This is a genomic window from Steroidobacter cummioxidans (assembly GCF_003104955.1).
In genome coordinates this window covers 15,664-37,586 of record NZ_LSRW01000069.1, presented here as the reverse complement: position 1 = coordinate 37,586, position 21,923 = coordinate 15,664, and the positions used below count along the sequence as shown (strand labels likewise).

At 61.7% G+C, this 21,923-nt stretch carries 16 protein-coding genes and 2 riboswitches; of the genes, 13 read left to right on the top strand and 3 right to left on the bottom strand.

The features are described 5' to 3' along the window. Positions 1-154, bottom strand: a riboswitch (cobalamin riboswitch). This riboswitch is flagged as partial in the annotation. Positions 155-277: 123 nt separating this feature from the next. Continuing rightward, positions 278-506, top strand: a riboswitch (cobalamin riboswitch). A 341-nt stretch (positions 507-847) separates the two neighbouring features. Then, positions 848-2,395, top strand: coding sequence for a PepSY domain-containing protein (locus tag D0550_RS26860; RefSeq protein ID WP_116812280.1), 1,548 nt, complete (start codon positions 848-850; stop codon positions 2,393-2,395). Positions 2,396-2,453: 58 nt separating this feature from the next. Beyond that, positions 2,454-4,643, top strand: a complete 2,190-nt coding sequence (locus D0550_RS26855) for a TonB-dependent receptor (protein WP_116812279.1) — start codon at positions 2,454-2,456, stop codon at positions 4,641-4,643. Between the two features lie 72 nt (positions 4,644-4,715). Here D0550_RS26855 and D0550_RS26850 read toward each other — a convergent pair whose 3' ends face one another. Then, complete coding sequence (locus tag D0550_RS26850) at positions 4,716-5,408, bottom strand: hypothetical protein (protein WP_116812278.1); 693 nt, start codon at positions 5,406-5,408, stop codon at positions 4,716-4,718. Between the two features lie 64 nt (positions 5,409-5,472). Further along, positions 5,473-6,699, bottom strand: a complete 1,227-nt coding sequence (gene chrA / locus D0550_RS26845; protein ID WP_116812277.1) for a chromate efflux transporter — start codon at positions 6,697-6,699, stop codon at positions 5,473-5,475. Between the two features lie 123 nt (positions 6,700-6,822). Between chrA and D0550_RS26840 the strand changes: the two genes are divergently transcribed. The 7 genes from D0550_RS26840 to D0550_RS26810 all read left to right on the top strand — a co-directional run bounded on the left by D0550_RS26840 (position 6,823) and on the right by D0550_RS26810 (position 16,012). After that, complete coding sequence (locus D0550_RS26840) at positions 6,823-7,203, top strand: hypothetical protein (protein ID WP_116812276.1); 381 nt, start codon at positions 6,823-6,825, stop codon at positions 7,201-7,203. Positions 7,204-7,272: 69 nt separating this feature from the next. Next, positions 7,273-8,559 (top strand): TolC family protein, encoded by a 1,287-nt coding sequence (locus D0550_RS26835; protein ID WP_116812275.1) that lies wholly within the window; start codon positions 7,273-7,275, stop codon positions 8,557-8,559. Between the two features lie 8 nt (positions 8,560-8,567). After that, the gene (locus tag D0550_RS26830) at positions 8,568-9,506 is read left to right on the top strand and encodes an efflux RND transporter periplasmic adaptor subunit (protein WP_116812274.1); all 939 of its coding nucleotides are present in this window, start codon (positions 8,568-8,570) and stop codon (positions 9,504-9,506) included. An 8-nt stretch (positions 9,507-9,514) separates the two neighbouring features. Beyond that, complete coding sequence (locus tag D0550_RS26825; RefSeq protein ID WP_116812273.1) at positions 9,515-12,628, top strand: efflux RND transporter permease subunit; 3,114 nt, start codon at positions 9,515-9,517, stop codon at positions 12,626-12,628. Positions 12,629-12,691: 63 nt separating this feature from the next. Further along, a complete protein-coding gene (locus D0550_RS26820; protein WP_116812272.1) occupies positions 12,692-13,426 on the top strand; it encodes a type IV toxin-antitoxin system AbiEi family antitoxin domain-containing protein in 735 nt (244 codons plus the stop codon). Then, positions 13,423-14,340 carry a nucleotidyl transferase AbiEii/AbiGii toxin family protein gene (locus tag D0550_RS26815; RefSeq protein WP_116812271.1) on the top strand — a complete coding sequence of 306 codons (918 nt, stop codon included), beginning with the start codon at positions 13,423-13,425 and terminating at the stop codon, positions 14,338-14,340. The genes D0550_RS26820 and D0550_RS26815 overlap by 4 nt, the downstream gene beginning before the upstream one ends. A 187-nt stretch (positions 14,341-14,527) precedes the next feature. Then, positions 14,528-16,012: a DegQ family serine endoprotease gene (locus tag D0550_RS26810; RefSeq protein WP_206606566.1), complete on the top strand. Its 1,485-nt coding sequence runs from the start codon at positions 14,528-14,530 to the stop codon at positions 16,010-16,012. Between the two features lie 19 nt (positions 16,013-16,031). On the opposite strand, the gene D0550_RS26805 is transcribed toward D0550_RS26810, so the two are convergent. Then, positions 16,032-16,760, bottom strand: coding sequence for a CerR family C-terminal domain-containing protein (locus D0550_RS26805; protein WP_116812269.1), 729 nt, complete (start codon positions 16,758-16,760; stop codon positions 16,032-16,034). A gap of 113 nt (positions 16,761-16,873) precedes the next feature. Between D0550_RS26805 and D0550_RS26800 the strand changes: the two genes are divergently transcribed. The 4 genes from D0550_RS26800 to D0550_RS26785 are packed head-to-tail and all read left to right on the top strand — an operon-like array spanning position 16,874 to position 21,916. Continuing rightward, positions 16,874-17,899 (top strand): HlyD family secretion protein, encoded by a 1,026-nt coding sequence (locus tag D0550_RS26800; protein ID WP_116812268.1) that lies wholly within the window; start codon positions 16,874-16,876, stop codon positions 17,897-17,899. Continuing rightward, on the top strand, positions 17,896-19,659 hold the full coding sequence (locus D0550_RS26795) for an ATP-binding cassette domain-containing protein (protein ID WP_116812267.1): 1,764 nt from the start codon (positions 17,896-17,898) through the stop codon (positions 19,657-19,659). The genes D0550_RS26800 and D0550_RS26795 overlap by 4 nt, the downstream gene beginning before the upstream one ends. Beyond that, entirely contained in the window at positions 19,656-20,801 is a 1,146-nt protein-coding gene (locus D0550_RS26790; protein WP_116812266.1) for an ABC transporter permease, read from the top strand. The genes D0550_RS26795 and D0550_RS26790 overlap by 4 nt, the downstream gene beginning before the upstream one ends. After that, on the top strand, positions 20,798-21,916 hold the full coding sequence (locus D0550_RS26785) for an ABC transporter permease (RefSeq protein WP_116812265.1): 1,119 nt from the start codon (positions 20,798-20,800) through the stop codon (positions 21,914-21,916). The genes D0550_RS26790 and D0550_RS26785 overlap by 4 nt, the downstream gene beginning before the upstream one ends. Positions 21,917-21,923 lie beyond the last annotated feature (7 nt).

Sequence of the window (21,923 nt, the reverse complement as noted above, 5' to 3'; positions counted from 1 at the left end):
GGCTCGGAGATGTGTATAAGAGACAGGTGCCATGACCACGGTCGTTCCTGAATACCGCTGCGGGGCAGTTCCGGCATTGGGCTCATGAGCCCGCACCGGATTACCTATTAAGTCCGCTTGTTCGCAGGCGGACACCGCTGGCGCGAGGAAAAAAGATAGGTTTGACGCTTGGCGCGCTGTCAACGCGCCGCTGCGGGGCGAATGTGACAACGCGAAACATGCAACTGCCACGCAGTTGCTAGCAACGACGCCAGTTGACTCTCGTCTCCAGACACAATACTTTGCCGCCCTTCTCGGTGCCCGCCCCAAGATCAGTGGAGCGGGCTGAAAAGGGAATCCGGTGACCGCGTTGTAATCACTGCGCGCATTCCGGAGCTGCCCCGCAGCGGTAATTGGGAACGAACGGCGCACACAGCACTGGGCTTTAGCCTGGGAAGCAGCGCCAAGTAGGTCGGCATTCGCCGAAGCCCATGAGCCCGAAGACCTGCCGAGAATCGCGCGTCGCCAAGACGCGCATAGGCTGTCGGGCTCTCGTGGGAAGGGGCTGGCGGATGTTCGCGTCGCTGCGTTCGCCGGCGATCGCGCCTTCCGTTCTGCAATGTTTCCATTGGTACCCGATTTCGCTCGCGGGAGCGAAGGCCGTCGTATTGGCACATGCTTTTCGAGCATCGGCCAGTCGGCGCCTGCGCGCACCGCAAGCACGTTATTGCTGCTCGTTAACGGAGTTAACGCATGGCTTAACCCGCGGTAAACCGTAAATAACTCGACGGCGCGCAGCGATTCTCCGATCTTTGCGCCGCCTTCTCAGAAAACAACAAACACCGCTCTGACCGCGGCATCGATCCTCATGCTTCTGCTACGTCGACTCATCATCCTCAGCCATCGATATCTCGGCATCGTCATCAGTCTGGCGGTCGTCATCTGGTTCGCTTCGGGCATCGTGATGATGTACGCAGGCGGCATGCCTCGACTCGATCCGCACACGCGCATCGAGAAACTGCCTGCGCTGGATTTCAGTCGCATCACCCTCTCGCCGGCAGCAGCAGCCGCTCGCGTCGGCCTGGAAGGCTCGGCGCCGCTGCTCACCTCTGTCATGGAGCGTCCGGCATATCGGTTTCAGGGCGCTCGCGCACCAACTCTGTTCGCCGACACCGGCGAGCTCCTGGCCCCCATCGATGCCGCGACGGCACGCGAGATCGCGAGTCGCTTCGTGGCAGCCGCTCTCGAACACGTGCACCTGGATCGCACGCTGAATGAGCCTGACCAGTGGACATTGTCGAACCGCGAGCGAGCGACGCTGCACAAGTTTGTGGTCGACGACGGCGACGGTACCGAGATTTACGTGTCGGCCGAGACCGCGGATGTCCGTCTCGTCACCACGCGCTCACAACGTCTGCTCGCCTGGATTGGCACGATTCCCCATTGGATTTATTTCGCGGGCCTGAAGACGAATCAACCGCTCTGGTACCAGATCGTCGTCTGGACTGCAGCGCTCGCCTGCTGCTTGAGCGTGCTCGGCCTGATTCTCGCGGTCACGCAATTCCGCGTCACCAGACCGTTCCAATGGTCGAAGGCAGTCGTCTATCGAGGCTGGATGCGCTGGCATTACATCTCCGGCGCCATCTTTGGCGTGTTCGCGCTGACGTGGGCCTTCAGTGGACTGATGTCGATGGAGCCGTGGGACTGGACCAGAGCTCGCGGCCTCGAAGTCCGACGGGACGTCTTCAGCGGCGGCGCGCCAGAGATACCAGTGACGCTGATCGACGGCGCGGCGCTTCAACAAGCGGTGGGAGATCGCTCGATCAAAGAGCTGGGCTTCACCCGCGTGCACGGCGAACAGTTCTATACCATCAGAGCGACGGCAAAGAGCCTGCCGGACGGTTCGCGGCCCGAGCGGCTTCACGAGCCCTACTCCGACGGTGGTCGTCGCGGCACGCGCGGTGGTTTGCTGGTAGCGGCTGAGACTCTTGCCATGCGCAGCGAGCCGTACTCGCAGGATGCAATCGTCACGCGGCTGCGGTCATCGCTACCCGCTGGCGTCAACATCGTCGAGCAACTGATGCTGGACGACTACGACGATTACTACTACTCGCGTGGCCGGCAGGCGCCGCTGCCGGTGCTTCGCTTCAAGTTCGACGATCCGATGCAAACCTGGATCTACGTCGATCCCCGCGGCAGCGACATCGTCGCGCAAACGCATCGCTACAGCCGCATCGAGCGCTGGCTCTACAACGGATTGCACAGTCTCGATTTCAAGTTCTGGTACAGCAAACGCCCGCTATGGGACATCGGCATGATCGTCCTGCTGCTGGGCGGACTCGTCTCGAGCGTGTTGGGCCTGTATCTCGGCCTCAAGCGGCTGGTTCGCAATCTGGCGCCGGCTCGCAGGCCCTAGAGCGACGCCGCTTTCCCCTGATTCAAGTTTTTTCTTCACGCTCATTGGAGGCGTCCTCATGTCCCCCGTCCGGAAGTCGGCGTTCGCGCGCACCGCGCTGCTCTGTCTGTCTTCGATTCCTTCGATCACCTTCGCGGTTGATCCCGACACGAAAACGATGTCGCCGATCGTCGTCAGCTCGGACCCCGAAAGCGAGCAGGCGGTGTACCGCGTCGGCGGCGACGTGCAGGTGATCACTCGCGAGCAGATCGAGACTCGTCACTTCACCAGTGTGAAGGAGGCCATCAAGCGAATCCCGGGCGTGCAGATCTCCAGCCCGGGCTATCGGGCCTACGAGTACGGCTCGACGTTCGGCGAAGAAATCAGCATCAACGGCGACAGCAGCGTGCTCATTACGGTCGACGGCCGCCGCCTCGACAACGACGCCTCCTCTTACGGTCAATCGAACGCCTCGAAATCCAGACTGCCGCTCGATGTGATCACCAACATCAACAACGTCGAGCGCATCGAAGTAATCAAAGGCACAGGCGCGGTTGCCTACGGCGCCGACGCCGCTGGCGGCGTCATCAACATAGTTACGCGCAGCGGTCGCGACCGGCACGAGCTGGCTGTGGATGCCTCCTTGGGCTCCTGGGGACAGGAGAATTACGGTCTGTCGCAATCCGGCCCGATCGGCGACGAAACGTTTCGCTACTTCATCTCGGGCAGCTATCAAACCGGCGACAACACCAAATACAAGGATGCCGATACAGACCGCACCGCAAAGTTCATCAACACCGGCTATCGCGAGCAAGGCGCCTCGATTCGCCTGGACAAGGACTTCGGCAGCGATCAGACCGTGAGCCTCTCCTACTCGTGGACAGACAACAAGGCGCACTACCCGATCACCGCGCCGGATGCCGACACGCTGCATTTGTTTTTGGAAAGCCGTCTGTCCACCTCATCCTCGACGCCCGGCTATCGCAACTGGTTCCTCTATGACGCCTGGCTCGGCTCGTTCAGTCTGAGCCGCTCCAGCGACGTCGATCTCAAATACACCTTCGATCGGGACGACGACGGCCTGACCAGCTACGTTCGGGCTTACCGCAACCACCGGAAATATCACACGCGCGTGTACGGCGGGTTGTTCGGCACGCCACTGGCGGACGTGACGCCGGCGCTTATCGAGAACGCACACCGTTCCGCGGGACGCCATAACTACGAGATCGTCGATGGCGCCGACCTGCAACTGGCCAAGCGCTTCGGCAGACACAGCCTGATCTCGGGCTGGGAATATCGCACCAGCGAGTTCGAGCGCATCCAGGTGTCCAACGGCAGCACCAACCGCGTCGAGCGCGACAGCTATCAGGGATACCTGCAGGACAAAATCGCGCTGACCGAGCGCTTCACCGTCAGTCCGGGCGTGCGCTATGACCACTTCGGCAAGATCGATCGCATCTCCGCGACCGGCGTCACGACCACCAAGCCCAGCATGGACAAAGTCACGTTCGCGGTTCATTCGAACTATACGTTCGATCTGCTCGGCGACTTTTTCATGTCGTGGTCGCAGATCTACCGCCCGTTGACCAACAATGACTTCACCAACGAATCTCCGGTCGAGCCGCTCAAGGTGGAGACGGGCGACGCGTTTTCGGCTGGCATTCGCAAGAATTTCGGCAGCGCCACCTTCCTGAGCGTGAACTTTGCGTTCACCGACATGGACAATGCCGTCGGCCGCTACTCGGTGTGGGATCCGACGGTCGTGAATGCAGGCTCACCGACCGGCTTCGGCAACTGGGTCACCCGCTCGGTGAACGCAACGCGGAAGAAGGAATCTCTCAACATCGTCGTCGACCACCGCTTCAGCTCGCAATGGGCAGCCGCAGCCTCGTACGCATACGTAAAGGACAGATTCAGCGCGAAGAACTACGACAACAATCCCAATGACAGCAACGTGAACGCCCTCATCAATCGCTTCCGCCCCATGAACACCTATCAGGCGGACATCATGTACGACAATGAAAAGTGGTCGGCCGCGTTGACGGCACAGCTATTCACGGGCATGAGCACACGCTACTTCACCGATGATCGATTCACGGTGCTCGGCTTCGTCGCGAACTATGACGTACTCGCCAGCACCCGGTTGTATGTCACGGTCGACAATCTGACGAACGAAGCCTATGAGAATCGCGGCCACCCGGTGTACGGGCCCGGTTCGTATCCGCAGCCGGGACGCAGCTTCGTCGCTGGCATCAATCAGAGGTTCTGACCCCTGCGCAAGATGCCTCGGGCTGTGGCGAACCCATCGCCACAGCCCGACAACAGAGCACTCTGCTTCGCCCTACTCCCCCGGCAGCTTCGGCTCGACCGCCAGCTTGTCATCGACGGCAACGACGACCAGCGCGAAGGGCGTCCCATCATCGGCCGCGACGGCAGGCAGCCCGCTATCCGGCCTGAAACCGCCCAACATGGCACTCTTATAGTAAGGCGCGTAAATCATCATATGCGGATGCCACCTGCCGTCGTCGCCGACGTTCTGACCGGCCGACCACATATAGGCGAATGACACGCCCTCCATTTTCGGCAGCTTGCCCAGTGCGTACGCCATCGCCAGCTCCCGAGGAATCTCATCCGGTGTCATCCCCTGCAGGCCGAGCTGTGCCCGCATTTCCTCGACCAGCAGGATGGTCCGGCTGCCGACCGGGTCGTAGCAGATCGGCGCCTGGAGGCTGGTGTTATAGGCCTGCTTGCGAGCGTCTCCGGGTGTGAACGCCACGGCCGACCAGCCCCGCATGACGATACATACGAAACCGTTGTCGCCCTGGCTGGCAACTTCATAGCCCGACCTGGTCAGCACTTTGATGGTCGCGCGATCGGCGATGCTGGCCGGAGCCGCGCTCCGGGCGAACGCGATCTCCTTGGCCCGAGACATCAGGTACGCATCGACAGGTGGATATTTCGGATCCTTCGCGTTGGCGGGCAGCACAGCAAACACCGCAGCCACGGCCAGCAAGCTCTGTTTCATTGCATCCATACGTAGGTCCTCTGTTTATGTTTAGGGACCTCGCAAGGACGATCGGCCAGGGCCGATTCCGACACTACATCGCTAGCATCGACGCCATTACACAACCCGCCACCACCACAAGTACTGGCGTACGTGTAGCCATCAGTATTAGAAACGCCGCGCCCGCGATCGCAATATCGGTCCACGCGTGCACCGCGCTGGTCCAGACGGGATTGTAAAGTGCTGCCGCCAGCAGGCCGACGACCGCAGCATTCACTCCCGAGATTGCGTCGGCTGCTTTATCTGCTCGCGCAATGACATGCCAGAACGGCAGCATGCCCGCCATCAGCAACAGGCCTGGCAGAAAGATCGCGAGCAGGCTGACGGCTGCGCCAAGTAAATCATTGAGACCACCGATGCGAGCCCCCAGAAACGCGGCGAGCGAAAACATCGGTCCGGGCACTGCTTGCGCGGCACCGTAACCCGCCAGAAAGTCTTCGGGGTTGACCCAACCGGGATCGACCACACTCTCCTGCAACAGCGGCAATACGACATGACCGCCGCCGAACACCAGTGCTCCCGTTCGATAGAAAGCACCAGCGACTGACACGAGCAGCGATGGGCCCGGCGTCAGCAGGATCGAAGCCAGCAGCAATATTGCAAACAAAGCAATCAACACCAACCCGGTGCGCCGCCGATAGACCAACGCAAAGCTCGCCGAGTCGGGCACGCTGGAGCCGCGACAAAACATCAGCCCGGCGCACGCCCCACCAACGATCACGACCAGTTGAGTGATCGCGGAGCTGACCGTGATTGCCACAACTGCAGCCACAATCGCGATCACTCTGCGCCGCAGGTCGGGCGTCAATCGCCCGGCCATGGTCAGAACGCCTTGGGCAACGACCGCCACCGCCAGCAGCTTCAGCCCATGTATCGCCGCCTGACCATACGGTTGCTGAAGCAGCGGTATGGCGCGGGCGAATGCCAGTAAGAGCAGTACCGACGGCAACGTGAATGCCATAAAAGCCGCGAGACCCCCGAGCCAGCCCGCACGTAACAACCCAAGCGAAAACCCGACCTGACTGCTCGCCGGCCCCGGCAGGAACTGCCCCAACGCGATGAGTTGCGCATACTGCGCTTCATCTACCCAGCGCCGCTTCACGACGAGCTCGCGATGAAAATAGCCGAGATGCGCGATCGGCCCGCCGAACGAGGTCAGGCCCAGTTTCAGAAAAGTGACCAGCACCTCCAGAACACCCGACAGTCGCGGGGCTGCGCTGGCGCGCGAATCGGGATCGAGGGATGGGTCGGCAAAGGGCATGTGAGCAATTGTAGCCAACGAGCGCTCAGCGCTGTGGTGCCTCGCGATCGAGCCGTAAGATGAACGTCACAAAGCAGCCATGAATGCCGTGAGAAACTGGCGCTCTTGAGGCATACTTACTGCATGTTGCGTCACTCCCCCATCGCCAGGCTCCTGTGGCTGCTCGCCATAGCGCTGCTGTTGGTGCGCGTGGGTGAAGCCCATTTGCACTTGTGCCTGGACGGTCAGCAGCCCGCTGCCGCCATGCATGTGGAGGATGCACCGACGCATAGCGGCGTCGAGGTCTCCGCCGACGGCCACAACGACGTCGATGTCGACTTGTCTGTTTCTCCCTGGGTCAAGAAGATCGGTGCCGATGAGCTGCCGATCCTCGTGTTTGCGAGCATCCTGCTCGCACTGCTGTTACCCGTACTGAACAGCACGGGCCGTCCCGCCCAGCTGTTCGTTCCCTCGCTCGCTCCGGTCTGGGGCCTGCGTCCGCCGCTGCGCGGCCCTCCCGTTTAAACCTCCGATTCGTAGTCATTTCCCGTGACCTCACGCGTGTGAACGCACGCGTGCTGTAGGAGGTTTTCGATGTTTTTGGCACTTGCGCGCGCCTGTGCTGCGTGCGCCCTATTGTTTGTTGTTTCGTCAGCAAACGCACAGTCGCGCGCTGAACCGGTGAATCCCGAAGGCGAGTTGACGCTGGCGCGCGCCATTGACGCGGCCTTGCGCAGCAATCCTGATCTGCTGGCAAGCATGTATGAGCTGAGCGCCGCTCAAGCGCGCATCGTTCAGGCGGGCCTGCGCCCGAATCCTCAGCTCGGCCTGGAGCTCGAGAACTTCGCGGGCACCGGCGAGGCTCGCGGAATCGAGTCGCTCGAGACGACACTCAGTCTGAGTCAGGTCGTCGAGCTGGGCGGCAAACGCGGGCTGCGTCGCTCCGCCGCCGAGGCGGATCTGGATTTCGTCAGCATCGAGCAGCGCGCGCGCGAGTTGGACGTTCTCTCCGACGTCACGCTGCGTTTCATCGAAGTTGTCGCCGCTCAGGAGCGCGAGCGATTCTCCCAAGAGGCAACCGCCCTCGCTCAAAGAACGCTCGATGCGATCGGCACGCGTGTTGAAGCCGGTCGTTCTCCGGAAGCCGAGCGCAGCCGCGCGCGCATTGCTCTGACACGGAGCCTCATAGAACAACGACAGGCTGAAAGTGAGCTGCGCGCCGCGCGTTACGCACTCTCTGCTTCCTGGGGCAACCCTGAGCCGGCCTTCAGCACAGCAAAGGCGCAACTATTCAATCTGCGTGCGGTGGAGTCCTTCCAAGCGCTGATGCAGCAGTTGGAGCAGTCACCGGATTTCACGCGGTTTGCTTCAGAGGCGCGGCTACGTGACGCCGAGTTACGACTGGCGCGCGTTCAAGCTCGACCGAATCTCAATTTCAGCGTCGGGGTTCGACGGTTCGAGCGGACCAACGATGCCGCTCTCGTCGCCGGCTTCACCATGCCGTTGCCGATCTCCGATCGGAATCAGGGCGCCATTCGCGAGGCGCAGGTCCGGCGCGATCAAACGGACGCGCGTCTAAATGCCGCCCGCGTCAGAGCACGCGCCAGCCTGCTCGCGCTGTATCAGGAGATGAATGCAGATCGCGCGCGCGTCGACGCTTTGCGCAATGAAGCGTTGCCTCAAGCTCAGCTCGCACTCGATCAAACGCGCAGCGGCTACGAGCGCGGCCGCTTCTCTTTCCTGGAGCTCATCACCGTTCAGGAGGAGCTCCTCGCGCTGCAAGCCGCAGCGATCGATGCCGCGACCGACTATCACCGCGTGTTGGCCGAGATCGAGCGCCTCACCAGCGCCGCGCTCACCCGCCCGATCACCCCACCTTGAGTCGAACCATGAATCAGAAATCGCTGTTGATGCTGATCGCTGCGGTGCTGGCCATCGGCGGTTGCGGAGGCTCCGACCCGGCGACACCAACGCCTGCGACGCAAGCCGAGACTGGCCACGAGGACCGCGAGTCGAGGCACGTCGCACTGACACCCGAACAAATTCAAGCGGCGGGCATCGTGCTTGCCGAAGCGGGCCCCGCCACCATTCGCGAGACATTGCCGCTCTACGGCACTATCGCACCGAACGCCGAGCGCGTGAGGGACGTTGGAGCGCGGTTTCCCGGCGTGATTCGTACCGTCACCGCGAAGATTGGCGATTCGGTGCGCGCTGGCGATCCACTGGCCACCGTCGAAAGTAACGAAAGCTTGCAGACCTATGCCGTCGTCGCGCCGCTCAATGGCGTCGTCACTGCACGTAACGCGAATCCAGGCGAACAAACGGGCGACAAGGTGCTGTTCACGATTGCAGACCTGGCGACGGTTTGGGTCGAGTTGTCCTTGTTTCCCCGCGATGTGGCGAAAGTTCGCGTCGGTCAAACCGTGCGCGTCGCCAGTCACGACACGGGCGTCAAAGCCGACGGCAAGATCGTCTACGTTGCGCCCTTCGGCACCAGCGCCAATCAAACTCTGACCGCCCGCGTGCTCCTCGACAACGCGGACCGTCGCTGGGCGCCCGGCTTGTATGTCACGGCCGAAGTGACACTGGGCGAGAATCAAGTGCCGCTCGTCGTACGCAACGATGCGTTACAAACATTGGAGAACGGCAACGTCGTGTTCGTTCACGCCGACGCAGGCTTCGAGCCGCGGCCGGTGCGTCTCGGACGCGCAGACGCTCAATGGAGTGAAGTGACGGAGGGCTTGCAGGCAGGCGAACGCTATGCCGCTGCGAACAGCTTCATTCTGAAGGCGGAGCTTGGCAAAGATTCTGCCGAGCACGGTCACTAGGAGCTGCGATGATCGACGCTCTCTTGCGTATTGCCATCGCTCGCCGCTGGGTGGTGCTGTTCTTTGTGATCGTCGCGGCGGCGGCCGGCGTCTGGAACTATCAGCGCTTGCCCATCGATGCGGTGCCCGACATCACCAATGTCCAGGTGCAGATCAACACTCAGGCGCCCGGCTACTCCCCGCTCGAAGTCGAGCAGCGCATTACTTATCTGGTCGAGGTCGCGATCGCCGGCCTGCCGCACCTGGAGTACACGCGCTCGCTGTCTCGCTACGGACTGTCGCAAGTCACAGTCGTGTTCGAGGACGGCACGGACATCTACTTCGCGCGCAATCTCATCAACGAACGTTTGCAGCAAGCGAAGAGTCAGCTGCCGGAAGGGATCGCGCCGGAGATGGGACCGATCGCCACCGGTCTGGGCGAGATCTTTCTGTACACCGTGCACGCAGCTGCGGATGCGCGCCAGCCCGATGGTCGACCCTACGACGCGACTGCCCTTCGCACGCTGCAAGACTGGGTCATTCGGCCGCAACTGCGACAGGTTCCCGGCGTGACGGAGGTCAATACCATCGGCGGCTACGAAAGGCAGTACCACGTCACTCCCGACCCGGCCCGACTGCTGGCGTTCGGACTGTCGTTCGATCACGTAGTCGACGCGTTGAAGAAGAACAATGCCAACGTCGGTGCCGGCTATGTCGAGCGCAATGGCGAGCAGTACTTGATTCGCTCCCCGGGACAAGTGGACGACATTCCTTCCATCGAGCAGATCATCGTTGCCCACCGCGGCGGCGTGCCGGTCACAGTGCGAGACGTTGCGGAAGTCGCATACGGCAAGCAACTGCGCACTGGCGCCGCGACGCGCGATGGCGAGGAGACCGTCCTTGGCACAGCGGTGATGCTGATCGCGGAAAACAGTCGCACGGTGTCGAAGGCCGTCTCCGAGAAACTGGCGGAGATCAATGAAACCCTGCCGGCAGGCGTCACGGCCGATCCCGTTTACGATCGCACCATTCTGGTCGAAAAGACCATCGCAACCGTTCAGAAGAATCTGCTCGAGGGCGCGATCCTCGTCGTCGCGGTGCTGCTGCTGATGCTCGGCAACGTGCGCGCGGCCTTGTTGACGGCCATGGTCATCCCGCTCTCCATGCTGTTGCTGATGACAGGCATGGTCCAATCGAGGGTCAGCGCCAACTTGATGTCGCTCGGCGCGCTGGATTTCGGATTGATCGTCGATGGCGCGGTCATCATTGTGGAGAACTGCATCCTGCGCCTGTCGCAGCGTCAGCATCAGGCCGGACGTCTGTTGAATCTCGACGAGCGCCTGCAAACCGTATTCACTGCCACGCGCGAGGTCTTCACACCCAGCCTCGTCAGCGTGCTCGTCGTCATCCTCGTCAATCTTCCCATCCTTGCCCTCACCGGTGTCGAAGGAAAGATGTTCCGGCCGATGGCGCTGACGGTCATCATCGCGCTGCTCGCCGCCCTTGCGCTATCACTTACCTTCGTTCCCGCCGCCGTGGCGTTGTTCCTGCGCGGCAGGATCGAGGAAAAGGAGAATGCGATCGTGCGCAGTGCGCGACACGCGTATGCACCCATCCTCGACGGCGCATTGAAATTTCGTGCGCCGATCCTTATCGGCGCGGTGATTTTCGTTGGCATTTGCGGCTGGCTTGGATCGCGCATGGGATCGGAGTTCATTCCCAACCTGGACGAAGGCGATCTCGCGGTTCAGGCGTTGCGTATTCCTGGCACCAGTCTCACACAGTCGCTGGAGATGCAGTTCCAGCTCGAGCGCGCCCTGCAGGATGTGCCGGAAGTCAAAACGTACTTCTCGCGGGTGGGCACAGCCGAGGTCGCAACCGATCCGATGCCGCCGAACATCTCGGACGGTTACGTGATGCTGAAGGATCGTCGCGACTGGCAGGATCCGAACAAGACCAAGGCCACGCTGGTGCAGGAAATCCAGGAGAAACTCGCCGCCGTTCCCGGCAACGCGTTCGAGATCAGTCAGCCCATTCAACTGCGCTTCAACGAGTTGATCTCCGGCGTGCGCTCGGATCTGGGAATCAAGATCTACGGCGACGATCTCGATCAATTGCTCGCCTCGGGCAATGCCCTCGCCCGCGTGTTGAGTGGCATCGAGGGCGCCGAAGGCGTCAAGGTGGAACAGGTTGCGGGTTTGCCCGTGCTGTCGGTGGAGCCCAATCGTGCGGCACTGTATCGCTACGGTTTGAACGTCGCAGATGTGCAGGACGTGCTTGCGGCAGCCACCGGCGGCGAAGAGGCTGGTCAAATCTTCGAAGGCGATCGGCGCTTCAGCCTGGTGGTGCGATTGCCGGAGCATTTGCGTGCCGATGTCGCCAATCTCTCGCGATTGCCGATATCACTGCCCAACGGCGGTTACGTGCCGCTGGGAGAGATCGCCTCGCTCAAGCTCGCGCCCGGGCCGAATCAGATCAGCCGTGAGAACGGCAAACGCCGGCTGGTCGTCTCCGCCAACGTGCGCGGGCGCGATCTTGGTGGGTTCGTAGCGGAAGCCCGAGAAAAGATTGCGCAGCAGATCAAACTGCCGGCCGGTTATTGGCTGGACTACGGCGGCACCTTCGAGCAGCTGCAATCGGCATCTGAGCGGCTGGCTGTGCTGGTTCCCGTAACGCTCGCGATGATCTTCGCGTTGCTGTTGATGACGTTCGGTTCTGCCAAGGACGCCGCGCTGGTCTTCAGCGGCGTCCCTCTGGCGCTCACCGGCGGAGTCATCGCTCTTTGGATTCGGGACATACCGTTGTCGATTACCGCCGGCGTCGGCTTCATCACACTGTCCGGCGTCGCCGTGCTCACAGGCGTGATGATGGTCTCGGCATTCCGAGATCGACTAGCGAACGGCGCGATGCTGGATGAAGCCATTCGGGAAGGCGCGATGCTCCGCTTGCGTCCCATTCTGATGGTCGCCTTGGTGGCCGCGCTCGGCTTTCTACCAATGGCGCTGAACACCAGCACCGGCGCCGAAGTGCAGCGACCGCTCGCCACCGTCGTCATCGGCGGCATTCTGTCGTCCACGCTGCTGACGCTGCTGGTGCTGCCCGGTTTGTATCGCATGGCCTATCGACCTGAAGGATCGTCGTAATCGTAGTCTTGCTACGATTGGCTTGATTAATCCAAAGTTTGGATTGATACTGTAAATCGTAGTATGGCTACGAAACGACACGCTATCCTAAAGACGGTCCTGGCAGGCCTGCCCGCCAGCGCACCCGTCACTATGGCCGATTTAGCCGAATACGGCGTCTCCGCCGACCTCGCCGTTCACTACGTCCGGGCAGGTTGGCTCACTCGACTCGAGCGCGGCGTCTTTATACGGCCTGGCGATACGCCATCGCTCTATCCCTCGCTACGGCTACTGGAACGCAAGCTGACCGGACTGCATGTCGGCGGAAAATCGGCGCTGGAGTGGCATGGCATACGCCACTACGTCTCACAGCAAACCACGCTTCATCTCTACGGCTGGACGGCGGGGCGCCTTCCCGCGTGGTTTACCGAGAAATTCCCATCGGGATATCACCGCAAACGCCTCTTTGAAGAAAGGGCGGAAACTCCGCTGCACGTGACCCGCTTCGCGGGCGACCAAACGCCGCTAGTATCATCACCCGAACGCGCTCTACTCGAACTCCTCAGCGAAGTCGGCGTCCGCCAGCCGATGTCGGAGGCGCGTGAACTCACCGAAAGCGCTCATACACTGCGGGCCAGTGTCCTGTTGGATCTACTCAAGCACTGCACGAGCGTCAAGACTGTCCGACTCTGCCTTACACTTGGACAGGAACTCTCCTTGCCTTGGGCACGCAAACTCGACCCCAAACAGCTCCCCACGGGCAGTGACAAACCGTGGGTCTCACGATCCCGCGAAGGCACGCTGGTGCTGAAGCCGTGAATCAGGTGTACCTCGACACTGCTCGCTTGCTTACCCAAGTCGCGCCGGTCGTCCTGAGCACGGACGCCTTTGCTCTCAAAGGCGGTACGGCGATCAACCTCTTCATCCGAGACATGCCGCGGTTATCCGTCGACCTGGATCTCGCGCTGATCGATCACACCCTCTCGCGAGAAGCCGCCCTCAAATGTATCAGCGACTCTCTCGGTGCCAGCGCGAAGGCACTTCAGCGACTCGGCTTCAATACTAGAACCGTCTGCGTCGCGAACACCCCGGACACAAAACTGCTCGCGCGGCGACAGAACATTGAAATTAAGGTCGAAGTGAACTTTGTACTGCGCGGCTTGGTAGGTCCAGTCAGCACGCGAGCGCTCACTCAACAAGCGCAAGATTCCCTCCAAGCGGAAATCGAAGTGCCCGTTGCATCGAACGAGGACGTCTATGCAAGCAAGCTGGTCGCCGCACTAGACCGGCAACACCCCCGCGATCTCTTCGATGTGATGCAGTTGTTCGAGCACGGAGGCATTACTCCTGCGATCCGTCGTGCATTCATCATCTACCTCGCGAGCCACGACCGTCCGCTTCACGAAGTGCTCGCCCCGACGCGCCGAGACCTCACTCTTGACTATGTAGGCGCGTTCAACGGCATGACGGCCAAGGCTGTCCCTCTGGATCAACTATTGGCGGTACGCGAGCGTCTCGTTGCTGAGCTCCACAGAGATCTCGATGAAACCGAGCGACGTTTCCTCCTATCGTTTGTGAATCTGGCACCGGAATGGGCGCTGCTCGATATTCCACATGCTGTGGACCTGCCTGGGCTTCGCTGGAAAATCGCGAACTTGGAACGACTACGCGAGAAGAATCCCGCGAAGTTCGCTCGGCAAGCCAACGCCCTGGCCACAGTGCTCGAAAAGTAGACCGCTCTCGCTACTAATTCTGCTGGTGCTGCCCGGTTTGTATCGCATGGCCTATCGAGCAGCAACGCGAGGCCCGGATTGAACAATCAGCGGGGCGTCGGTCGAAAGTGTACCCCCCTTGCGTGGAACCATCTTCGATCGCGACGCCTTCAGTGGTTCTCGGCACTGCTAAGTCGTGGGGCTCGTCGTGCAACGCTCAAGTTATATTCCGCTACTGGTTGCAGGAGGCCTTGCGGCGCTCGCCGGCTGTAACGAGCATCAGGCGCAAGCGACCCGCACCGAAAACCGTAACGCGGCCCAAAGCGCGGCACCCGCCGCCGTTGCAGCCCCCACGGGGCTGCCCAACTTCACCGCTCTGGTCGATCAGTTCGGAAACGCAGTAGTCAACGTGGAAGTGGTGGGGATGGCGCGCCAGACTGCCGATTCGGGAATGGCGCCCTCCGACGCACCGCTGCGGGATTTCTTCAAGCGTTTCGGCATTCCCATTCCTGGAGAAGGCGCCCCGAACCACGGCAGCCCGCCGGTGCTGCACGGTGCGGGCTCCGGATTCATCGTCAGCCACGACGGTTACATTCTCACCAACGCGCACGTGGTTGCCGACGCGGACGAGGTCACCGTAAAACTGACCGATCGTCGCGAGTTTCCAGCGAAGGTCATCGGCAGCGACGCTCGCACGGATGTTGCCGTAATCAAGATCGAAGCGGAGGATCTTCCTATCGTTCGCATCGGCGACCAAACGACACTGAAGACCGGCGAGTGGGTGCTCGCGATCGGCTCGCCGTTTGGCCTGGACAACACCGCGACTGCCGGCATCGTGAGCGCCACGGCGCGTGCCGTGCCGGGCGGCATGGATGTTCCTTTCATTCAAACCGACGTCCCCGTGAACCCGGGTAACTCCGGCGGTCCCCTGTTCAATCTGCAAGGCGAAGTGGTCGGTATCAATTCCATGATCTTCAGCCAGAACGGTGGCTACATGGGTATATCCTTCGCCATTCCGATCGAAGTCGCGATGCACGTGCACGATCAACTCATCCAGACCGGGCACGTGGTCCGGGGTCGGATCGGGGTCATGGTGCAGAATGTGGACGGCGAGCTGGCCCAGCCGTTCGGCCTGGATCGGCCACGCGGCGCACTGGTGAGCGCTGTGGAAAATGGCAGCCCGGCAGCACGCGCGGGCGTCAAGCCGGGCGATGTGATCCTGAAAGTCGACGATCACGCCATCGATCAGAGCAATCAGCTGTCGAGCTTTATCTCTCAGCGCCATCCCGGCGATGAAACCACGCTCACCGTGTGGCGAGCGAAGCAAGAGCAGCAACTGCAGGTGCGCGTCGCCGAGCTGAAAGAGGACAAGCCGCGCAGCGTGCCCCCCATGCCGCAAATGAAAGACGATGCGAGCGGCGGCGCCCGTCTCGGCCTGGCGGTCAAGCCGCTCACGCCAGAGGAAAAGAAATCGCTCGGCACCGATGGCAGCGTGGTCGTGGGCGAAGTCAGCGGAGCGGCCGCGCGCGCTGGCATTCAGCCTGGTGACGTGGTGCTCGGAGTCAACGATCGGCAAGTGAAGACGGTCGCCGATCTACGTTCCGCATCGAAGGACCTTCCTGCCGGCGAGCCCGCGGCCCTGCTCATCGAACGTCAGGGCGCGAGAATCTATGTGCCGGTTCGCGTCGGCTGATATGCCAACGAGTGTCGCCCTAGCGCGCTGAGCGTGACGAGTTGCGCAAGCCGGCCGCAACGGACTGCAAACCGCCGAGAGCGAATGTGACCATGTGTTCGACGAGCTCGTCGGTGTCGGTGAGCAAGGCTGGAAATATTTTCTTCTGCCAGTCCGGATTCGCGATCAGCAGGAACAGACAGGGGCCGACGATACTCACAGTCGCGCGACTCACGGCCGGGTGTGTCGGTGCTACTCCGAGGATGTCACCGATCATTCCCGTCACCAGCCTGGCCTTGGGCATGACCTGATTCTTCATCATCTTGTCCATCAGCGCGGTAGGCGCCATGAGCTCGCGACTCAGCACACGCAGCTCCCAGGCACCATCGTCACGCTTCGCGACTTCGCCGACGATCTTCCGCAACAGCAAGCGCAGCTTGTCCGCCGCACTGGCCGTGCTCTGGGTGATCTCGGTGACGATATCGATGCTCACCAGTCTTGCATGCGCTTCCTCGAGCACCGCGGCGTACAAACCGTCCTTGCCGCCGAAGTGATAATTGACCGCGGCGATGTTGGCCTGGGCGCGCTCGCAGATTTCCTTGCTGGTCGCGTAAACATAACCGCGTTCAGCAAACACGCGGCCGGCCACTTCCAGTAATTGTTGCCGGGTTTGCGCACCATCCTCGCGCATCGCTACCCGGGAGGACGGGCGCTTGCCTGCCGCGCGCGGCTTCGAGGGGGAGCTGTCGGTCTTCTTCCGGGCAGGCATGGGCGGACTCTGTTACGACGCAGACGAAATCATTTTTGAAAACTNNTTTTTTCAAATTGATTGATTTTGAATAGACTGACGGCTGTTTGCAACCCTGTGCTTAGGACCTGGCCGTGCCCAAAAGAATCATTGCACTCGCCGTCGTCGTTCTGCTGGCCATCGCCCTGCTCGGCTACTGGCTGCTGGGGCGCAATCAGCACACCGGGGACATCGTCCTGCAGGGCAATGTGGATCTGCGCCAGGTCCAGCTGCCTTTCAACGACAGCGAGCGCATCGCCGAAGTGCTGGTGGACGAAGGCACTAAAGTGAAAGCCGGTGAGGTTCTGGCGCGACTGGATACCCGCCGATTGTTGCCGCGTGTAGCGCAAGCCGAAGCAGGCGTCGCCGCGCAGCGCGAAGTTCTGAGAAAGCTTCGCAATGGTGCACGTCCGGAAGAAATTGCTCAGTCGCGCGCCGCGCTGGCGGCTGCGCAAGCTGAAGCGGCGAATGCTGCGAGCCAATTGAAGCGCCTGCGCAGTATCAGCGAGGAATCGCAGGGCCGGGCCATCAGCCCGCAGGATCTCGAGACATCCATCGCAGCCGCACGCATGAGTGAAGCGCAGGCGGAAAGCTCGCGTAAGGCGCTCGAGCTCACCCTCGCTGGTCCGCGCCAGGAAGATATCGATCAGGCGAAGGCGCAACTCGATGCCGCCGAGGCCGATCTCGCCCTGCTCAAGCGACAACTGGCCGATGCTGATCTGGTCGCGCCCACCGACGGTGTGATTCGCAATCGCCTCATGGAGCCGGGCGAGCTGGCGACTCCACAGCGTCCGGTGTTCGCGATTGCAATCACGACACCGAAGTGGGTACGAGCGTATCTGTCCGAAGCGGAGTTGAGCCGCGTCGCGCTCGGTGCATCCGCGCGAGTCACCATGGACAGCGCTCCGAAGAGTCCGCTGGAAGGCAAAGTCGGCTTCATCTCCTCCACCGCCGAGTTCACGCCCAAGACCGTGCAGACCAAGGAACTGCGGACCAGCCTGGTGTATGAGATACGCGTGTTCGTCGACGATCCGGAAGACCGATTGCGGCTCGGCATGCCGGCGACGGTAACGATCACGCCCACCGCCCAGACCGCGAGCCGGGGCGAGTCGGATCGATGAACAGCGGCGCCGACGGCTTCATCGTTCGCGGTGACAACCTCACCAAACGATTCCAGCGCCAGAAGAACGACACGATCACGGCGCTCGATCATGTGTCGTTCGGCGCGAAGCCCGGTGCCCTGACTGCGCTCGTCGGCCCGGACGGTGCGGGCAAGACGACGCTGTTGCGACTCACGGCGGGACTCATGCACGCCGACGAAGGCACGCTCACGGTGCTCGGCCTGGACGCGGCGAAGCAGCCGCAGGCGATTCAAGATCGTATCAGTTACATGCCTCAGCGCTTCGGTCTGTACGAGGATCTGAGCGTGCAAGAGAATCTGGATCTGTATGCGGATCTGCACGGCGTCACCGCGGAGCAGCGCTCTGATCGCTATCCGCGTCTCATGGAAATGACGGCGCTCGCACCGTTTCTCGACCGGCTCGCCGGCAAGCTCTCCGGCGGCATGAAACAAAAGCTGGGTCTCGCCTGCACCCTGGTGCGCTCGCCGGAGCTGTTGTTACTCGATGAGCCGACGGTCGGTGTCGACCCGCTCTCCCGACGTGAGCTGTGGGACATCGTGAGCGGGCTCGTAGCAAACGAAGGCCTGTCCGTCGTCGTCAGCACTTCCTACATGGACGAGGCCGAACGCTGCGCGCACGTCGTGGTGCTACACGAGGGCAACGTGCTGGCGAGTGGCACACCGGATGAATTGAAGTCGCGCGCGAATGGTCACTCATTCTTCGCAAGATCACTGCAGCAGACACCCGCGCGCAAATTGCAGGCAGAGCTCATCGATCGCGCCGACGTGATCGACGCCGTACCTCACGGCGGTCACGTGCGCACGGTCCTGCGGGATCGCGAGCCATTGTCGATCGAGGATGTGACGTTCGAGCCGACGTCGCCCACGCTCGAAGACAGCTTGATGATGTTGCTGCGGCATAAGACTGACGTGCATCCGACGGCCAACGCAGCGCTGGATCTCAGCAAGGACGAGTCACAGGATCACTCCGACGTCGTGGTCGAAGTGCACGACCTGGTGCGCAAGTTCGGTGACTTCACGGCAGTGAACCGCACCAGCTTCGAGGTAAAGCGGGGTGAAGTGTTCGGGCTGCTCGGTCCGAACGGCGCCGGCAAGACGACCACGTTTCGAATGTTGTGCGGCTTGCTGCCCGCCACGGCCGGAACGTTGAAAGTGGCTGGCGCCGACCTGCGACGAGCGCGGGCCGAGGCACGACAGAACATTGGTTACGTTGCGCAGAAGTTCTCGCTGTATGGCGATATCAGCGTGCTCGAGAATCTGCAATTCTTCGCGGGCGCCTACGGACTGCGCAATTCGCGAGCTGAGCAGCGCATCGAGTGGGCGCTGGACAATTTCGAGCTCAAGCAGCGTGAGACATCCACGGCCGGCTCGCTGCCCGGCGGCTTTCAACGACGGCTCGCGATGGCAGCCGCCCTGCTGCACGAACCCGCCATCGTGTTTCTCGACGAACCCACGAGCGGCGCCGATCCGCTGGCACGGCGCGAATTCTGGCGGCGAATCGGCTCGCTGGCCGATCACGGCACGACCATCGTAGTGACGACTCACTTCATGGAAGAGGCCGAGTACTGCGATCGCATCATGATCCAGGACGCCGGCACGATGCTGGCGATCGGCACGCCCGAAGAGGTGCGCAATCAGGCCGGCTCGGGCGGCGAGCCCGCGCACTCCATGGAAGAGGCATTCATCGGCATCGTCGAACAGGCCCGGCAACGAGCACAGCAACAGGAGCACGCGGCATGATCGACGAAGTGCGCTCACAACGGCTGTCCTGGCGGCGCTTGCGTGCGCTGACGGTAAAAGAAACCCGGCAGCTGCTGCGTGACCGGAGCAACCTGATGGTCGGTCTGTTCCTGCCGTTCGTGCTGATTCTGGTGTTCGGCTATGGCTTGTCGTTCGATATCAAGAACGCGCCCGTTGCCATCGTCTCGCAGGACACCTCGCCCACCGCCCAGGACGTGCTCGCCGGTTTTTATCTGTCGCCCTACTTCACGGTGACGCAGCTCCACTCCATGCCGGAAGCTCAGCGGTTGATGCGCGCCGGTAAGGTCGAGGCCATCGTGTATCTGCAGAGCGATTTCTCACGACGCCTGGCAGCAGGTGATGCGAGCATCCAGGTGCTCGTCAATGGTGTAGACGCAAATCGTGCACGCGTTCTGGAGGGTTTCGCGCAAGGCGCGATTTCGCAATGGAACGTGAAGCGCACTGCCGCGGGCCAGAACACTGCCCTGCCCGGCCCCGCCGTGCAACTGGAAACCCGCTTGTGGTTCAACGAGGCCAATACCAGTACTCACTTTCTCGTGCCTGGGCTCATCGTGCTGATCATGACGCTGAACGGCGCGCTGCTGACCTCGCTGGTCATGGCCCGCGAGTGGGAGCGCGGCACGCTGGAATCGCTATTCGTCACCCCGATCAATACCGGCGAGCTCATCGCCTCGAAACTCATTCCCTACTTCGGCGTGGGCCTTGCGGGCCTGGCGATGTGCCTGCTCGCGGGCAAGTTTCTATTCTTCGTGCCCATCCGGGGCTCGCTGCTGCTGATCGTCCTGATCTCCATGCTGTACCTGCTGGTGTCGCTGAGCCTGGGGCTATTGATCTCCGCCGCTACCAAGAACCAGTTCCTGGCCTCGCAGATTGCCCTGATCGTCAGCTTCCTACCAGCGCTGATGTTGTCGGGCTTTATTTTCGATCTGCGCAGCGTGCCTGTGATCGTGCGCGCCATCAGTACCGTGCTGCCTCCGACGTACTACGTCGAGGCGCTGCAGACGCTATTTCTCGCCGGCAATGTTCCCGGGCTGCTCATCAAGGACACCGCCGTGCTATTGACGGCAGCGGTCATCCTGTTCGTGCTGATCCGGATCAACACGCGGAAGCAACTCGTATGAACGCGACGCTACATCGGATCCGGATCCTGATCCGCAAGGAGCTGATCGCCATCCTGAAAGATCCGCGCAGCCGCCTGGTACTGGTGGTGCCCGTAATCATGCAATCGCTGCTGTTCGGCTATGCGGCCACGTTCGATTTGAACGAAGTCCCATATGCGCTGCTAGACACTGACCGCAGCAAAGCCTCGACCCAGTTCGTGAACGTGCTCGACGGCTCGGGCGTATTCGATCGGGTAATGAACTTGAGCAGTGCGAATCAGATCGGCGAGGTAATCGGCAAGAAGCGCGCACTGCTGGTCATTCATCTGCCGGCCAACTTCGAGCGCGACATCCTCTCGGGGCGTGGCGGCGTCGTGCAAGTCATCGCCGACGGTCGCAACTCGAACACCGGCAATGTCGCTGCCTCGTACGTCACCGCCGCGGTCGATCGTTTCAACACCGAATGGAACCAGCAGCGCGGCGCCTCGGGTCCGCCGCTCACGATCGACACCCGCGCGTGGTACAACCCGAATCTGGAGACGCGCTGGGCCATGATTCCCAGCCTGATCGGCGCGCTGAGCATGCTTCAGGTGCTAATGCTGTCGGCGTTGTCGGTGGCGCGTGAACGCGAGCAGGGCACATTCGATCAATTGCTCGTTACGCCGCTGCGCCCGACCGAAATCATGATCGGCAAAGCAGTGCCGCCCATTCTCATCGGCCTGACGCAGTCCTCCATCATTTTCCTGGTCGCACGCTTCTGGTTCGGCATTCCCTTTCAAGGCTCGCTGCTGACGCTGTACTCCGGCCTGCTGCTGTTCACGACCGCGGCGGTCGGCATCGGACTGGCCCTGTCGGCGTTCTCGAAGACCATGCAACAGGCGATGCTGTACACGTTCGTCCTGCTGATGCCGATGATGCTGCTGTCCGGCCTGACCTCGGCGATCAGCAACATGCCGAAGGCCATGCAGTACCTCACTTATGCCAATCCGCTGCGCTATGCCATCGATCTGGTGCGGCGGGTGTATCTCGAAGGCGCGGGATTCGGCTATCTCTACCATGACATGTGGCCGCTGGTGATCATCGCGTTGGTGACCCTGCCGGTTGCGGTCTGGCTGTTCAGACACCGACTGGTGTAGGTGCATC

Coding starts and splice junctions, on each gene's coding strand:
- D0550_RS26860 (WP_116812280.1), top strand. CDS start 848: ATGCTTCTGCTACGTCGACTCATCATCCTCAGCCATCGATATCTCGGC.
- D0550_RS26855 (WP_116812279.1), top strand. CDS start 2,454: ATGTCCCCCGTCCGGAAGTCGGCGTTCGCGCGCACCGCGCTGCTCTGT.
- D0550_RS26850 (WP_116812278.1), bottom strand. CDS start 5,408: ATGGATGCAATGAAACAGAGCTTGCTGGCCGTGGCTGCGGTGTTTGCT.
- chrA (WP_116812277.1), bottom strand. CDS start 6,699: ATGCCCTTTGCCGACCCATCCCTCGATCCCGATTCGCGCGCCAGCGCA.
- D0550_RS26840 (WP_116812276.1), top strand. CDS start 6,823: ATGTTGCGTCACTCCCCCATCGCCAGGCTCCTGTGGCTGCTCGCCATA.
- D0550_RS26835 (WP_116812275.1), top strand. CDS start 7,273: ATGTTTTTGGCACTTGCGCGCGCCTGTGCTGCGTGCGCCCTATTGTTT.
- D0550_RS26830 (WP_116812274.1), top strand. CDS start 8,568: ATGAATCAGAAATCGCTGTTGATGCTGATCGCTGCGGTGCTGGCCATC.
- D0550_RS26825 (WP_116812273.1), top strand. CDS start 9,515: ATGATCGACGCTCTCTTGCGTATTGCCATCGCTCGCCGCTGGGTGGTG.
- D0550_RS26820 (WP_116812272.1), top strand. CDS start 12,692: ATGGCTACGAAACGACACGCTATCCTAAAGACGGTCCTGGCAGGCCTG.
- D0550_RS26805 (WP_116812269.1), bottom strand. CDS start 16,760: ATGCCTGCCCGGAAGAAGACCGACAGCTCCCCCTCGAAGCCGCGCGCG.
- D0550_RS26795 (WP_116812267.1), top strand. CDS start 17,896: ATGAACAGCGGCGCCGACGGCTTCATCGTTCGCGGTGACAACCTCACC.
- D0550_RS26790 (WP_116812266.1), top strand. CDS start 19,656: ATGATCGACGAAGTGCGCTCACAACGGCTGTCCTGGCGGCGCTTGCGT.
- D0550_RS26785 (WP_116812265.1), top strand. CDS start 20,798: ATGAACGCGACGCTACATCGGATCCGGATCCTGATCCGCAAGGAGCTG.